General features: G+C 30.6%; 16 protein-coding genes. 4 read left to right on the top strand and 12 right to left on the bottom strand.

The features are described 5' to 3' along the window. Positions 1–140: 140 nt before the first annotated feature. Together yyaC and GOQ27_RS05375 are read right to left on the bottom strand one after the other, a co-directional pair. Complete coding sequence (gene yyaC, locus GOQ27_RS05380) at positions 141–683, bottom strand: spore protease YyaC (RefSeq protein ID WP_203365807.1); 543 nt, start codon at positions 681–683, stop codon at positions 141–143. 52 nt (positions 684–735) lie between these two features. After that, complete coding sequence (locus GOQ27_RS05375; RefSeq protein ID WP_252187755.1) at positions 736–921, bottom strand: aspartyl-phosphate phosphatase Spo0E family protein; 186 nt, start codon at positions 919–921, stop codon at positions 736–738. 241 nt (positions 922–1,162) lie between these two features. Between GOQ27_RS05375 and GOQ27_RS05370 the strand changes: the two genes are divergently transcribed. Further along, on the top strand, positions 1,163–1,903 hold the full coding sequence (locus GOQ27_RS05370; RefSeq protein ID WP_203365806.1) for a hypothetical protein: 741 nt from the start codon (positions 1,163–1,165) through the stop codon (positions 1,901–1,903). Between the two features lie 26 nt (positions 1,904–1,929). Here GOQ27_RS05370 and GOQ27_RS05365 read toward each other — a convergent pair whose 3' ends face one another. Next, on the bottom strand, positions 1,930–3,627 hold the full coding sequence (locus GOQ27_RS05365) for a phospho-sugar mutase (protein ID WP_203365812.1): 1,698 nt from the start codon (positions 3,625–3,627) through the stop codon (positions 1,930–1,932). A gap of 103 nt (positions 3,628–3,730) precedes the next feature. Next, positions 3,731–4,483, bottom strand: coding sequence for a hypothetical protein (locus GOQ27_RS05360; RefSeq protein WP_203365805.1), 753 nt, complete (start codon positions 4,481–4,483; stop codon positions 3,731–3,733). Between the two features lie 324 nt (positions 4,484–4,807). Here GOQ27_RS05360 and GOQ27_RS05355 point away from each other — a divergent pair, with 324 nt between their 5' ends. Next, positions 4,808–5,830, top strand: a complete 1,023-nt coding sequence (locus tag GOQ27_RS05355) for a hypothetical protein (RefSeq protein WP_203365804.1) — start codon at positions 4,808–4,810, stop codon at positions 5,828–5,830. 34 nt (positions 5,831–5,864) lie between these two features. Here GOQ27_RS05355 and tkt read toward each other — a convergent pair whose 3' ends face one another. The 8 genes from tkt to GOQ27_RS05315 form a co-directional block, all read right to left on the bottom strand. Further along, positions 5,865–7,832 (bottom strand): transketolase, encoded by a 1,968-nt coding sequence (tkt, locus tag GOQ27_RS05350; RefSeq protein ID WP_203365811.1) that lies wholly within the window; start codon positions 7,830–7,832, stop codon positions 5,865–5,867. Positions 7,833–8,019: 187 nt separating this feature from the next. Continuing rightward, positions 8,020–8,718 (bottom strand): MgtC/SapB family protein, encoded by a 699-nt coding sequence (locus tag GOQ27_RS05345; RefSeq protein WP_203365803.1) that lies wholly within the window; start codon positions 8,716–8,718, stop codon positions 8,020–8,022. A 55-nt stretch (positions 8,719–8,773) separates the two neighbouring features. Beyond that, positions 8,774–9,853: a plasmid pRiA4b ORF-3 family protein gene (locus GOQ27_RS05340; protein ID WP_203365802.1), complete on the bottom strand. Its 1,080-nt coding sequence runs from the start codon at positions 9,851–9,853 to the stop codon at positions 8,774–8,776. Between the two features lie 170 nt (positions 9,854–10,023). After that, on the bottom strand, positions 10,024–10,242 hold the full coding sequence (locus GOQ27_RS05335) for a hypothetical protein (RefSeq protein WP_203365801.1): 219 nt from the start codon (positions 10,240–10,242) through the stop codon (positions 10,024–10,026). A 92-nt stretch (positions 10,243–10,334) separates the two neighbouring features. Continuing rightward, entirely contained in the window at positions 10,335–11,237 is a 903-nt protein-coding gene (locus GOQ27_RS05330; RefSeq protein ID WP_203365800.1) for a LiaI-LiaF-like domain-containing protein, read from the bottom strand. Then, complete coding sequence (locus GOQ27_RS05325) at positions 11,227–11,643, bottom strand: PspC domain-containing protein (RefSeq protein ID WP_203365799.1); 417 nt, start codon at positions 11,641–11,643, stop codon at positions 11,227–11,229. The genes GOQ27_RS05330 and GOQ27_RS05325 overlap by 11 nt, the downstream gene beginning before the upstream one ends. A gap of 141 nt (positions 11,644–11,784) precedes the next feature. After that, positions 11,785–12,057, bottom strand: a complete 273-nt coding sequence (locus GOQ27_RS05320) for a hypothetical protein (RefSeq protein ID WP_203365798.1) — start codon at positions 12,055–12,057, stop codon at positions 11,785–11,787. Positions 12,058–12,264: 207 nt separating this feature from the next. Then, complete coding sequence (locus GOQ27_RS05315; protein ID WP_203365797.1) at positions 12,265–13,329, bottom strand: acyltransferase; 1,065 nt, start codon at positions 13,327–13,329, stop codon at positions 12,265–12,267. A gap of 267 nt (positions 13,330–13,596) precedes the next feature. Between GOQ27_RS05315 and GOQ27_RS05310 the strand changes: the two genes are divergently transcribed. Both GOQ27_RS05310 and GOQ27_RS05305 read left to right on the top strand, forming a co-directional pair. Then, positions 13,597–15,711 carry a BglG family transcription antiterminator gene (locus GOQ27_RS05310; RefSeq protein WP_203365796.1) on the top strand — a complete coding sequence of 705 codons (2,115 nt, stop codon included), beginning with the start codon at positions 13,597–13,599 and terminating at the stop codon, positions 15,709–15,711. Then, positions 15,708–16,151 carry a PTS sugar transporter subunit IIA gene (locus tag GOQ27_RS05305; protein WP_203365795.1) on the top strand — a complete coding sequence of 148 codons (444 nt, stop codon included), beginning with the start codon at positions 15,708–15,710 and terminating at the stop codon, positions 16,149–16,151. Before GOQ27_RS05310 ends, GOQ27_RS05305 begins: the two co-directional genes overlap by 4 nt. Positions 16,152–16,170 lie beyond the last annotated feature (19 nt).

Genomic DNA, 16,170 nt, shown 5'->3' with positions numbered 1-16,170 from the left:
TTTGGTAGCGCATCTGGTTTGGGACCAGAGGGTCGCGGGTTCAAATCCTGCCACCCCGACCATAATTTTAAGGATAGATCCAATGGATCTATCTTTTTTTATATGCTTAATTATATATTCCTTTATGTCACACCCTTGTCCTATTTTACCACCATTCTATCCCAATCACAGGCCATTTTTATGCTTTTAACTATCTTTTCGGCCATATCCATCACAAATCCCAGTCGGATATTATACAGGGATGTCTTTAGATCATTTTCAGTGGAATCTACCATTCCAACTAAGGATATATCTCCTATACTTTTTATCTCCTTACCTACTCCCTTTCCTGGAAATACAGGGCCTTCCCTCACATATAACCTTCCTACTTCTTTTTTATCTCCTATACAGGCATCTATTGCTATTATAAAAGACAGCGGGTGTCTCATCTTTATATAATTAATTTTTCTATTTATATTTAAAGCATGTATTGGATCTGATAGGGTTCCATATACTGTTATCGGTATATTATCTCTTTTTAATAAACTTCCCACCAATGGACCTAGAGAATCTCCTATGCATTTGTCTGTCCCTATACATACTATTACTGGATCTCTTTTAATAAACTCAGCTAAATTTTCTCCCAACATAAACTCAGAATACTTGTCATCGTACATTATACTAAAATCCTTTTTTATCCCCATAAAAGCTAACCCCCTTCCCTTCAAATATATGAAGAGAAGAGGGCTCATATTACTATAATTTTTTTTCTTTTTTATTCATGAAATGTTTATAATATATATCTAGGAGCTTGTCCAGCTTCTGACTTAGATAGAGAATTTTAATCTTATTCTCACCCTTTGATATGGCTTGATTAAGTTTTTCTCTTAAGTCTTCCATTTCTTCTTTTAGATATTCCTTCTCACTAAACATAATAGCCATAACATTTCCCTCCTAGAGATTAAACTCATTTATTTTATTTAATTACTAAATTTATACCCAGTATTTTCTAGAAAAAACATTATTTTATCATTTAATCGAGAATTTTTCCATAGGTCTATAGTTTTATCCAATAGTTTACAATTCTAAATTCTAATGATTCCTCAAGTATTACTTTATATATCTTTAGTAGTATAAATTTCCCTAAAAAGATAATAATACTTATAGGAAAGGGGTGGATAATTTGAAGTATAAAAAAGTTTTTTATAGCATCATCGTAATAATACTTACTATATATTCTGTATCTATAATATTAGATCTTCGAATTGATACATCAAAGCAATATACATCTTCTATTAAAAAAGATTATTTTGAGGAAGATATTTTGTTTATAGAATCTCCTATGAATATTCATGAAGATGAGGATATTGAAGAGGATCTATCTGAAGAAATACAAGATAATGAAGAAGAGACAGAGGATGATGCAGTTGAAAAAGAAAAACCAAACATTGAACCTGCCAAAGAGGAAACAGAAGACCCCTCTTATGTGGATGGGATAGGAAGATCGGTAGATATAAAGAGGGCATCACAAAACTTAATGTCTAAAAAGGATATTATATATTCCAAATTTGAATATTATAGAGAATATGATAAAGAGACTCAAGACTTCTTTATATCACAACTACAGGAAGGAATAAAGAGAGCAAAGTTAGATCAATTTGATGATAGATTATCCCAAGAAAGAACAATTGAAACAATCAATGTAAATAAAATAGAAGATAAACTTTCTTCAAAGGATAAAAGAGATTTAGATAAAATTATAGATAAACTAGGTCCAATAAACGGCCTAAAACTAATGAAAATATTTAACAATGGTATAACCCCTAAAGAACAACAGGATATGCAAGAGCTTCTGAAAGGCAAATTAACCGATGAAGAGATAATATTATTAAATGATATATTAGGTAGATATATGGATAAATAAAAACGGAGACTTTTGCCTCCGTTTTTCTATTTCACCATATTCATGATATCCTGTACTATGTCCTTTTCCATACCTATAAGGTTTGAGTCTACTTCTTCTCTACTTTCTCCATTAGCTGAGAAGTATATTTTAAGCTTTGGTTCTGTACCGGAAGGTCTTAGGACAAACCAACTATCATCTTCTAGGATAAATTTAAGTACATTTGAACTTGGCAAGTCTATTTTTTCTTCTTTACCTTCTTCTATATCAATAGTCTTACTTTCTTTATAGTCATTTACCTTCACTACTTTTTTCCCATTTATATCAACAGGATAAGTTTGTCTATAGGTATCCATTACATTTTTGATTTTTTCTGTACCCTCTATTCCTTCAAGCTTTATAGCATGTAGGGATTCTTTAAAATATCCATATCTATCATATAGATCCATAAGGGCATCATATAAGCTTATACCTCTCTTTTTATAGAAGGCTGCCATTTCTACTATAAGCATAGATGCTACTACTGCATCCTTATCTCTAGCGTAGGTTCCCTTCAAATAGCCAAAGCTTTCTTCATATCCAAATAGGAACTCTTTATCTCCATTCCTTTCAAACTCACCTATTTTCTCACCGATAAATTTAAATCCTGTCAATGTATCAATAGTTTCTAGTCCATGATTTTGGGCTATAACTCTACCTAATTCACTAGTAACTACAGTTTTTATTATTACACCATTTTCTGACAACTTACTATTTGTCATTATATAGTCTAAAAGTAATGCTCCTGTTTGATTACCATTTAAAACTATAAAATCACCATCATTATTCCTTACTACAGCCCCTACTCTATCACAGTCTGGATCTGTACCTAGAAGTAAATCAGCATCAATCTCTTCTCCTATTCCCTTAGCAATCTCAAACACCGCAGGTTCCTCTGGGTTTGGATACTCTACTGTAGAGAAGTTCGGATCTGGCTTCTCCTGAGCATTTACCACATGGATATTCTTATATCCTAGTTCCTTTAGTACCCTTCTAATAGGTATGTTTCCTGTACCATGAAGTGGAGTATATACTACCTTTATTGCCTTATCTATATCATTGCTAACTCTTTCCTTTTTAACCTGGCTAACAAATACATTATCTACTTCTTCTCCTATTATCTCAAGAAGTCCTGCTCTCTTAGCCTCTTTCTCATCCATCATCCCTATATCTTCAAAACTATCTATATCTCTAATACAGGATATTACCTCATTAGCTAAAGAAGGTATTAATTGACATCCATCTTCTCCATATACCTTATATCCATTATATTCTGGAGGATTATGACTTGCAGTTATCACTATACCTCCAGCTGCATGAAGATATCTTACAGCAAAAGATAATTCAGGAGTGGATCTTAAACTATCAAATAAATATGCTTTTATTCCATTATCAGCCAATACTAATGCAGCAGTCTTAGCAAATTCCTCAGATTTATGTCTTGAGTCATATGCAATGACTATACCTTTATCTTTCTTTCCATTATTTATTATGTAATCCCCGAATCCTTGAGTAGCTTTAGATACAGTATATCTATTTATTCTATTAGTTCCAGCCCCTATTTTTCCTCTAAGGCCTCCTGTACCAAACTCTAATTCTTTATAGAATCTATCTTGAATTTCTTCTGTATTTTTTTCTATATTTCTTAATTCTTCTTTAGTATCATCATCGAAGGATCCCTGAATCCAACTTCTATACTTATCCATATATTCCACTTTACTCACCTCTAATAAATATTTTTCAAATGTAGTCTAATACCTTAAATTATATCACAAAAAAAATAAAAAATAAGGGATGATAATCATCCCTTTAATTAGCCGCTCTCTTTTTAACTATATCTTCCCTAATATTCTTAATATTATTATATATTTCTCTTTTCTTACTTGTACTTCTCATCCTTATAATTATAGGAATATCCATTATTTTATCATACATATTAGTCAATACATTTTGAAGAATAAAATAATCTATATCAAAGGTAATATTAATCACTTCTACATAATCTATTATCTTTTGTAATTCTTTTTCAAAGTCCATATCATTTTCAAAAATATACCTATAAAATCTATTTATATCTAGAGACAATCTCACATCAGTCTTATTTATTATATTTATAAGTCTTGTAGAGTCTCCAAATAGACTATAGTCTTCTATTTGAATAACGATATGCGCATCATATCTATGGGATAAATCATTTAAATCATAGATGGTATCAAATATTAAAGATTTATCTATTTCTTGACTAGGGTCAGGAGCAAGATTCACAACTACATGCTCTGTGGGCAGACTTTTAGCCATCCTTAGATTTACTTCTAATATCTCCATAGTGGCATCCCTTAGCCTTTTTATAGGACTTAAGAAAAATACCATATTAGGGTCATTTTGATGAAATACCGGAGAAACATAGCTTATTTTTATCGGATGCTTTTTAGTTAGTCTCAAAAGTGATGCTATATCGCTGGCACCGGAAAACTTACTAGATAGTTGTATCCAGTGTATATTGTTATTTATTATAAAATCCAAATCCATATTATCAACAGAAATACCAAGGTGTCTGTTCATTTGTATCCCCCTTGCACTACTTTCCTAGTATTATAGTATGCGGTTAATAAAAACTTGTCATCTTCTTAAAATATACTTAACTAATCTATATTATATAATGTATTTACCCCTTTTGTATACAATATAATATAAATTTATGTAAACTTTCTTTCAACATAAATCGACAATTATAAAGCTTGGTTATTTTATATTACCATTTCTTAAAAAAATTCATTGTTTAAATTTATATTATTCATCCCATATACATCTTTATTTATGATATTATTTAAATAATGTAATTAAGGCTATAATATAAGTAATATTAACAATTAGGAGGTAACAGAGTTGAAAAAATTGACTATACTTATATCCATATTATCAATTACACTGCTGTTTGGCTGCAAAAGCAAAGATGAAGAAATCAGTGTTAAAGATGATGAACAGCCAATAATAGAATCTAATATAGTAGAAAATGAAGATAATCTAGATAAAATAAACCCTTTATTTGATACATCAGAACTCCAACCTAGTGATAAAGAAATATTTTTTAATGATGAATTGAATAAATTTGAAAACACTATATCAAAGGCCCCCCTAAGAAATGACTCCAGTGGCATCCTTGTCGATTTTCATTCTTCCTATGAGGCCTTAGGATTCGATAGTGAAGTAGTAAGAACTGATGAAGATATAAAAGCTATAGCTTCTGATGGAAATAGAAGTATCTATATAGCCATAAATATTGAGAATAACATTAAATCGATATCAATAAATGGTGAATCTTTAGATGACGATAGTTATAAAATGTATATTTTATCAAATGAAGATGTAGATCCAGACAGAGCTGATCTATTAGTTCCCTTAGATTTCATAGCTAAAAGTATAGACAGCCCGATAGTAGAAGGCAAAACAAAGGGTTCCCTTTTATTAAATGATAAGCTAAGAACTAAAAATGAAGAAGACAAAAAAGATGATAGTAAAACAAAAAGTACTGAAAATATATTTTCAGATCTAGGAGTTAAAATAGGAGACTCTCTAAAACAAGCAGTAAATACATTTGGAAAATATGGTGAATCAGGAGAATATCAAGGATCCACTTATTACTCCTTTGATCATGTAACAGTTTTTGCAGATCCTGACACCAGTGTGATAGAGTCAATAGGTATCTTTGACAATAAATACTCTATAGATGGTATAAAGGTTGGAGATAGCATAGAGAAAGTATACGAAAAAGCAGAAGAAAAGGAATCTTTAGAAGAATTTGAAGGATCTTGGATTGTATTTTACCAAGATTATAAAGGATACAAGGCAGAATTTACTTTAGATTCAGATAAGACCACTATAACTGCGATAACTATATATCAGCAATAATAAAATCCCTCAGATTAATCTGAGGGATTCTTTATTACATTATTTCTTTAACTGTCTTAACAACATTTTCTACATTAAATCCGAATTTCTCCATTAGTTCCGGTCCTGGAGCTGATGCTCCGAAGGTATCTATACCGATAGCCTTACCTTCACTACCTATATATTTCTGCCACCCAAAAGTACTTCCTGCTTCTGCAGAAACTCTCTTAGTGATGTGTGGAGGAAGAACAGATTTCTTGTAGTTATCATCTTGCTGATCAAATAATTCCCAAGATAATATACTTACTACTCTTGCATCTATATTGTCTTTCTTAAGTTCTTTTTTAGCATCTATTAATAATGAAACCTCAGAACCTGTTCCAATAAGTATAACATCAGGAGTCTCTCCCTCTTCCTTATCAATAACATATCCCCCTTGATGAGCTCCTTCTACATTGTCTAATGTAGGTAATCCTTGACGAGTAAGAGCTAATACACTAGGTCCATCAATATTATTTAAAGCTTCAATCCATGCCACTGCTGTTTCTTTAGCATCTGCTGGTCTAAAGACCTTTACATTTGGCATAGCTCTCAATGCAGCTAATTGCTCAATAGGTTGATGTGTAGGCCCATCTTCTCCTAATGCTATACTGTCATGAGTAAGAACATAAACTACTGGTTGGTTCATTAAAGCTGACATTCTTATAGCTGGTCTCATATAGTTTGCAAATATAAGGAATGTAGCACCAAATCCTCTTAATCCACCATGTAGTGATATACCATTAAGTACTGCACCCATACCATGCTCTCTAACTCCAAAGTTAATATTGTTTCCATCTGGAGTGTCTGCTTGGAAATCACCTTTATCCTTCATAGTAGTCTTGTTTGATCCTGCTAAGTCAGCAGATCCACCAAATAGATTATCCATATGCTTAGCTAAAGTGTTTATAACCTTACCACTAGCTGCACGGGTTGCAACCTTAGAATCAAAGCTGAATAATTCTTCATCTTCCATCAATCCTTCTGGCAGCTCCATAGAATGCCATCTATCCCACTTTTGAGCTAACTCAGGATATTTAGTTCTATATTCTTCAAATTTCTTTTCCCATTCTTTTCTCTTTTTATCTTTTTGATCAACTATTTTTTCCATATGAGTATATACATCTTCTGGTACAAAGAATGGTTCATGCTCCCATTTCATTCCTTCTCTGGTAAGTCTGATCTCATCGTCACCTAGTGGAGCACCATGGGCAGCTGATTTACCAGCTTTATTTGGACTACCAAATCCTATTGTAGTAGGTACCATGATAAGACTTGGTTTATCTATGTTTTGTTTAGCCTTTTCTATAGCATCAGTGATGTCTTGGACACCTTCACTATCATCAAGCTTTATTACTTCCCATCCGTAAGCTTCAAATCTTTTTCCTACATCTTCAGTAAAAGTAATCTCAGTAGTACCATCTATAGTAATCTTATTATCATCATATAATACTATAAGCTTACCTAATTTTTGATGTCCTGCTAAAGAGCATGCTTCACTGGCGACACCCTCCATCAAGTCTCCATCTCCAACTATTGAATAAGTATGGTGATCTACTATCTCCATATCTTCAGTATTGAACTCAGCAGCAAGTCTTCTCTCTGCCATAGCCATACCAACAGCATTAGCAATACCTTGACCTAATGGTCCTGTAGTTGTCTCTACTCCTGGAGTATGACCATACTCAGGATGTCCTGGAGTCTTACTTCCCCATTGACGGAAGTTTTTAAGATCTTCCATTGATACATCGTATCCAAATAAATGTAATAGAGAATATTGTAGCATTGATCCATGACCTGCAGATAATACAAATCTATCTCTATCTGGCCATTCAGTATTTTTCCCACTAGCATTTAGATGATTAGCCCATAATGCATAAGCCATTGTTGCAGTACCCATAGGTAAACCCGGGTGACCAGAATTAGCTTTCTGTACAGCATCCACTGACAGAAACCTAATACTGTTAATTACTTTTTGATCCATTGAATTCACAATAAATTCCTCCTTTGATATGTATATAAAATTTTATCTTCTATTCCCTACCCAATTTAACAAACTTCCATATGATATTATAATGTTTATTCTATAATATGTCTAATTAATAATATACCCTATAATATAAAAATTAATAATCCTATGGTATAGAAGGTTTTCTAGACTTTTAATTATATTATATAGTTGAATTATCTAATTCTAATTCTGCACTTACTACCCCATGAATATTTCTTAGTTGATTTAATAACTTTGAACTTAATACAGTCCCAGGGACCTTTATCATGAACTTCATTTTCATAGATATATTCTCACTTTCATCTTCCTCATCATCAGATATTATTCTAATATCTTTTATAGTTATGCTATGTTGTCCTAATAAGACCCCAATCTCTCCTACAAGGCCAGCCCTTTCTATACAATTAATATATAATACCTTATATTTTCTTTTCAGTAGTTTTTGCTCCACATGACCAAGGCTCATCAAGGTAAATAGTACTATAGCTGATGTGATAAGTCCTCCAATATAATATCCATTTCCAATAGCTAACCCAATACCTCCACAAACCCAGAGACTTGCTGCGGTGGTTAGACCTTTTATACTGGTATCAGTCCTCATGATAGTACCGGCTCCTAAAAATCCGATCCCACTAACTACTTGAGCTGCTAATCGTGCAGGCTCTCCCCCGGTACCACTCTCACCCATTCCTTCAAATCCATACATGGATATAAGCATGATTAAAGCTGAACCTAATGTAACCAATACATGGGTCCTAAGTCCAGCGGGTCTATTATTTACTTCCCTTTCCATTCCAATAAAGGCACCTAATATAGCAGACAATACTAATCTTAATGCTACTTCCCCATAACCAATCATATAAGTTTACTCCTTTTTATCAATTATATCTTTTTTCTCACTAAGTTTATTCCCATTATAAGTCATACTTTAACTTTCTATTCATCATATCAATATTGAATTCTTTATATCCTTGCATAATTCCCCAACTCTTCATCTCACTATGATTGGGATGATTTTCATCAGAAATTATTGACAGAAACTCTCTATATCCTGGATATCCCCCTACATCTTCTGGAGGAGCCTCCCCACTTCCTTCTATACAAACTGGATGATTATTATTAAAATCATCTATTACTTCCTCTACTTCAATATAGTGTTCCCACTCATCTCCATAGTCATATATGTATTTAATTCTTTTATATTTATCTATATAATCTGATAAATTCTCATACTTATCTAGCTTTACTGGCATACCTACAGGTACGTCTAACTCATCTTCATCTGAAACTATGTTAATAAGTGGTTCATATCCATCAAAGATTAAAAACTCATAGTTATGATAATCTTCCCATTCAAAAATAGTTTGTAGAATTTTATGAAACTGTCTAAAAGTCATATCTAAAGGCATAATTATTCTTCTTATAGCAGATAATTCTTCTAAATCTAGAGTTACTTTTAGCTTTACAGCCCTAATAGAAAATAGTTCTTTACCCGTTAATTCATTTAAGTTCTTATATAACTCTTCATTAGGAACTATATATTTCTTCTTTTTATCACTAACTATATCTCTACTTAATCTTTTACTTAGGTCTTTTTGATATATTGAATTATTATCTAATAGATCTTCAAAATATTTTGCATTATAACATACTTCATTCAGTCGTCCTACAAATGTTCTTCCACTTGTCTTAGAGTATGATATACCCTTTGACCTCTCAATATATTCCTCAATAACGTCATCTTTGATATATTCATTTTTAAAGGCATCTCTAATAGCCTGTAAAAATATATCATCAAAATTCTTAAAGTCCTTTGCCTTTAGTCCATGTAGTACTATAACATACCTACTTTTATCATTTACAAGAACTACTGTCTTTCTACGATTAAGGGTTAATATATTTCCATGCCATGAGAATATAGGATCATTTTCATTATTTAACTTTGGTTTCACCTTTAATTCATCTAAAAGTTTCTTTGTACATTGGATTAACATTTGTCCATCCTCCTGTCATTAGACTTACAATCATTATATCACTATATATCTAAAATTTTTCTCATAAATATTTATACCAATTCTTTACCCTAGCAGTCGATCTCTTATTCTCACAATTTCTATTAGTTCTAAGATTTTTAGGTTTGTCATCCTGAACAAAGTGAAGGATCTTATATTACTCCCCGACTAGATAAAAAGGGGAATTCCTCTCTCCATTCTTCCAAAGTATTGTATGTCCAATACCTTCCCTCGTGAAAATTATTATTATTCTTTTTATTTAACTCTAACCAATAATTTATCTGTTGAAGAACTAATACTTCATTTAGTCCAAAAATTTTAGCCAAATTTTTATCTACCACCAAAGGATGTCTCTTAAAAAATTTATCCAAAATAAAACCCCCAAATTTTCTTTTTACTATATATATAGAAAGTTTGGGGACAAGTTACTATTATTTATTTAATTTTTTTCATCAAAATAATATTAATAATAATTTATTTTGAACTCACCTAGTCCCATATCTATATTTATTTCATATTTAGATAAGGCATCATCGAAATTCTCAGAGACTAAAACATCTTCATCTTCTTTTATCAAACCTAACTTTTTAATATTGGTAGAATTTAAACCTCCATCTAAATCAATTCTGAGACCAGATTCCTTAGGAATATTTAATACTACCTTTGATACTCCAGAATTTATATCTATACTTCCCACACTAGATTTATCTCCTAAAGTAATTTCAATATTTCCAGCCCCCATATCCAAATCTAATGTCTCTATATCTACTTCTTTTAAATTTAATTCTCCATCTATAGCACCACAATCAATCTCTATTCCCCATGGAATTGATTCATTGATTTCCACATTTAAAAAAGGACTTCCATTCTTCCCAATACTATTTAAGAAATATTTTTTATTATGATTAGAAATATCTATGTATTGTGTGGAATTCTTTCTATTTTTCTTATATTCAAATTTATGACTACTATTAATTGTAGTCATATTCTCACTACTAGAATTGACTTCAAATTTTGTACCACCAATATCAAGATCAAGTTGGCCCTTTTCAATTCCATCATCCATCTTTATTGAATAAGTCTTACTAACAGAGGATCTATCATAACTATCCCCTACTCTATAATCTATTACAAAAACACTATAGACTATTATAATAATTATGAACAATATCCAAACTACTAATTTCACAATTCTATTATTAATAATAATATTAATTCCAATTACCACTAATATCAAAGGCCACAAGTCCATCATTCCAAAAATAAAACTTACAATGTTAAAATTAATTAAATCTAAATTACCTATAATCCAGAGACTACCCAAAGCAATTAATATAAGACCAAAAACCACTCTACTATTTTTCATTTTTAGCCCCCTTATTTTTAAATAGTATAAATCCACCAAGTACTATCAATAATATAGGCAAAAAATATTCTTCATCAAATATCACTAAAAATCTTTTTAAAGTTAAGATGATACCAACTACAATAAGGATTATTCCCATTAGTTTCTTATTATCTTTATTGTTTTTAGGAGTATTATTATAATCTTTATTTTCTATGTATCTTTTATTCCCTCCTACTACTTCATCCTCTCTAGGCAATATAATGGCTGCTATAATATATAGTAATATTCCTGTACCACCTACAAATACTGCCAATGCCCATAATATCCGGACAATAGATGAGTCAACTCCAATATAATCAGCAAGGCCACCACAAACTCCATCAATCACATTATCATCATTTGATTTATATAGCTTATCACTCAATTTATTCACTCCTCCCCTTAAATATATCCTTATATTTCCTATGTTATTATTATATCTTATATTCTATATTAATGTTTTTTTAACCTTTATTTTTTTAATAAAAACTCCCCAATTCCCTTTAAATTTAGAAATTGAAGAGTATTATAATATTACTATTTTAAATATTACGGCAATCGTCAATATACAAAGCAAAGATGTAATTATACTTTTGATTTTTTTACCTTCCTTATAATAGTCTACACTAGCAAAAATTTGAGATATTACAACACAAGTAAGCATATAGGGCATTATAGCTTCACTCCTACTATAACTATCAGTTCTTAATATCATTATTGCTAGTATACCTCCAACTACAATGGCTGCTACTCTAATTATATTACCTATATAAGATAAATACATATTGATTACTCCCACGTCTTTCCTCCTATCTGCAATAAAGATAATCTTTACTTTTTACTACATCCTTATATTACCATATCCTATACCTTATCTTTGTCAAAAATTGTCACAGTGTTTTATATTCTATTAAAAAAGAAGCAAAAGGAACCGTCCCCTCTGCTTCTATAGTTCTGTCATTCAGAGCGTAGCGAAGAATCTTATCTTTTCTATATTTCCTCTCCTTTAATACTGCCAAAAGTTCCTATAAGATATAAAGGGCGAACTTGGATATAATTTGTCTCGTAATTCCTTTCTGAAATGAAAATTAACAGTTTTCCCTGTTTCAATATAGTAAAAGAAAATCCCAATAATTATAGGTGCCATCATAGTAAAGACTAATCCAAATCTATCAAAATCAAAATGGAAATATACCATTTGAACCAAATAGATATGAAGAGAAGCTTTACTTATTATTTTAGCTATATTGATAAATATATTGTCCTTTATATAATTTAAATATTTAAATCCTAGAACTACAATTCCAAAGGCCCAAAATACTGTAGGTAATGATGTAGAATTCCATTTTGTAAATATAAATGGCTTGTACCCATAATAGGTACACATCCAAATATAAGCTCCAGATAATATAGCTAATACTATTAATTCTTTTCCTTTTTTCTTAACCTTCCTTGGGTAGTGATATAGCATTATTCCCATCATTATAAAAGCCAAATATCTAAAAATCAACAATCTATAAATTTTAGTTTCTATTGGTAACATATTTGAATAAATATCAAAGGCTAAATGAATACTAAAAGCCAAGATCATCGTAGATTTTGGATATTTATTAAAGGATATAAATAGTAGAGGAAATATCACCATTAGCTGTAAGAGTATAGGTATATAATAACTCCCTGGTCCCCATCCCCCAGTAGTTACCTTATATAGCAATTTCCCAAAAGATTGAGGATCTATAATTGTATATGCCCCTACCTCTATCGAAATTATTACAGCATAGGGAATTAATACCCTAGTTAATTTTTTCTTTAGATTATCCCATATAAACCATTCACTAAATTTATTAATATCTTTTCTTTTAGCTGAAAGGGAATATGTGAGTCCACTAATAATCATGAAGATAGGTACAGCCATATCTATCCAAAAGGGACCCAGGATTCTATCATTGAACTTCGCTGATATAGCATGGGTAAATATCACCAGTAATATTGAAATAGTCTTTAAATAATCAATAGCAATCAATCTATTTTTTTTCTTGTTTTTTTCATTAATTAGTTCATTTCCAAACATTCTTTATCTACCTTTCTAAAGTTTAGTTAAAATAGAATTCTTCTTTAAATTCTCTATTACCCTCTCAAAAATAAAAATAACACAATGAAAAAAGTACCATCCTTAGTCCTATGATATTAACTTTTGCCATATTAAATTTGAAATAATATAAGATATTGATTCTATTGAAATTGTGATATAACAGTTAGTATAGAGGTATATATAAAGTAATAACAAAATTAAACATTATTAAATTTTGCCACATTCTTAATGAAAAGAGGTGAATTTATGTTAGATGAGAGAAAAAAAGAAATTATAAACATATTGATTGGAAAAAGAGACTTTATAACTATTAATGAGTTATCAACAAAATTAAGTGTAAGTAGTAGAACCACAAGATATGACTTAGATGCAGTTGATATATGGTTAGAATCTACTGGATTTCCGACCTTAATAAGAATTCCAAGAAAGGGTATTAAACTAGATTTTGGAGGGGGTGAACTTAAGGAAATACGAAAGCACTTTACATCTTCAGACTATTACAACTATGTATTATCCCCTGAAGAAAGAATGAATGTAGTATTACTAGAATTATTAAAATCAAGTAAACCACTGACCCTATCTATTCTAGCTGATAAAACCTATGTAAGTACCACTACAATATATAACGATCTAAAAAATGCAGAAGAATGGTTAGAAAAATTTGATATTAAAGTAATCAGCAAAACAGGATATGGATTATATATAAAAGGTAAAGAAGTTAATCAAAGACAGGCTATATCTAAATTACTAAAGTCATTAGCTACTTCATCTGATCCAAATACCCTAGAACAATATATATCAATATTAAAAAAATGGTTCCCTAATCTTGATATTGCTTATGTGAAAGATACTTTATTAGAAGCTCAAGAACTTCTTCAAATCAAATTTAGCTATGAAGGACTTAGTAATCTTATATTTCATATAGTCTTATCCATTGAAAGGATATCCTCCCATCAACCAATATCAATGGAACCTATAAAGCTACAAGAAATGATGGAGAAAGAGGAGTATAAAATAGCTAAAAGAATATCTACAAATATCTCTAGTCACTTCAATATAGAAGTACCAATAGATGAAATGGCTTATATCACCCTACATCTTATAGGGGCCAAACTAAGTACCGTGGAGAATCAAGATGAGTATCTTCAAAAAAACAGACTATTATCATCAGTTATAGATCAAATGATAATAGTTGTAGAAAGAGGACTCAATTTAAAAATCAAAAATCATGAACAATTAAAAAAAGATTTATATATACATCTAAACCCAACACTGAACAGGCTATTATTTAATAAAACTTTGCAGAATCCTCTACTAGATGAAATAAAAACTAAATATAAAGAGATTTTTTTAGCCTCCACTAAGGCCTGTGAAATATTAGAAGAAAATTTTAATGTGAAAATCACAGACCATGAAATAGCCTATATAACAATGCATTTTGGAGCAGCCATAGAAGCTCAATATATTCATAAGGAGAATATTACAAAGGTCTTATTAGTTTGTGCAAGTAGAATAGGTACCTCTAAGCTATTATCAATAAAATTAAAATCATATTTCAGAAATTTTAAAATAGTAGACATACTTTCCCATGAAAATATTGATAATCACAAGAATAATTTAGATTTTGATCTGATTATATCTACTATTCCAATAAAAAATATAGATAAGCCTATAGCATTAGTAAGTCCATTATTAAACCAAAAGGATATAGAGACTCTTTCATCATATCTAAATTACAAAGGAAGTCATAGTAGCTTAAACTATAAGAACCCATCTATCGTGGTAGATTTGATTAATATCATTTCTGAACATTGTGATATAAACAATCTCCCAGGATTACAATCAGATATCACTGGACTATTAAACAATATAAATAAATTTATGGAAGAAAATGATACCTATTTAGATACTTCTTCAGAAATACTTCCTAGAAAATTAATTCAAGTTAATGTAGATGCAAAGGATTGGAAAGATGCCATAGTCAAATCCTCATTACCATTTCTTGATCATGAGTATATCAAGGAAGAATACGTTGATAGCATTATCAAAAGAATTGATAAGTATGGTCCTTATATGGTTATTGCCCCTGGAATAGCAATGCCCCACTCCTCCTCTGAGGAAGGTGCATTAAAGACTGGATTATCTATAACCACATTAAAAAATCCAGTTAAATTTAATCACAAAACTAATGACCCTATCCACACAATAATCATGCTTAGTGCAACCAATAACTATACTCATATAGAAGCCTTGACGGAAGTATTAGAAGTTATATCTGAAAAGTCAAATTTAGAGCTTTTAAAGAATTCTAAAAATTTAGACACAATATATAAATTATTCACAAAGGAGGATGAAAAATGATAGAAAACCTTATTAATATCAATACTATCTCATCCAATGTTAATGCTAGTAATTGGAAAGACGCGGTTAAAAAAGCAGGAAATTTATTATTAGAGGAGGGATTTATTGAAGAAAGATATATCGAAGCTATGATTGATAAAGTAGAAGAATTAGGACCCTATATTGTTATAGCTCCCGGGATAGCAATGCCCCACTCAAGGCCAGAGGATGGTGTAAATAAAACTGGTGTTGCTCTTATCACTCTAGAAGAAGGAATAAATTTTGGACATGAAAAAAATGATCCAGTAAATTTAGTAATAGCTCTGGCTGCTAAGGATAATAAGTCTCATATTAAATCATTGTCAGAATTGATGGAAGTCTTAGGAAATGAAGAACTATTAGAAAAAATCCTAAACAGTAACTCATCAAGAGAAATATATGAATGTGTAAATAATAAATAAAAATATAGAGGAGAGATTG

Source organism: Anaeromonas frigoriresistens (genome assembly GCF_016820655.1).
GTDB lineage: Bacteria > Bacillota > Clostridia > Tissierellales > SIT17 > Anaeromonas > Anaeromonas frigoriresistens.
The sequence above is the reverse complement of the archived record's forward strand: the minus strand, read 5'-3'. Positions and strand labels throughout refer to the sequence as shown.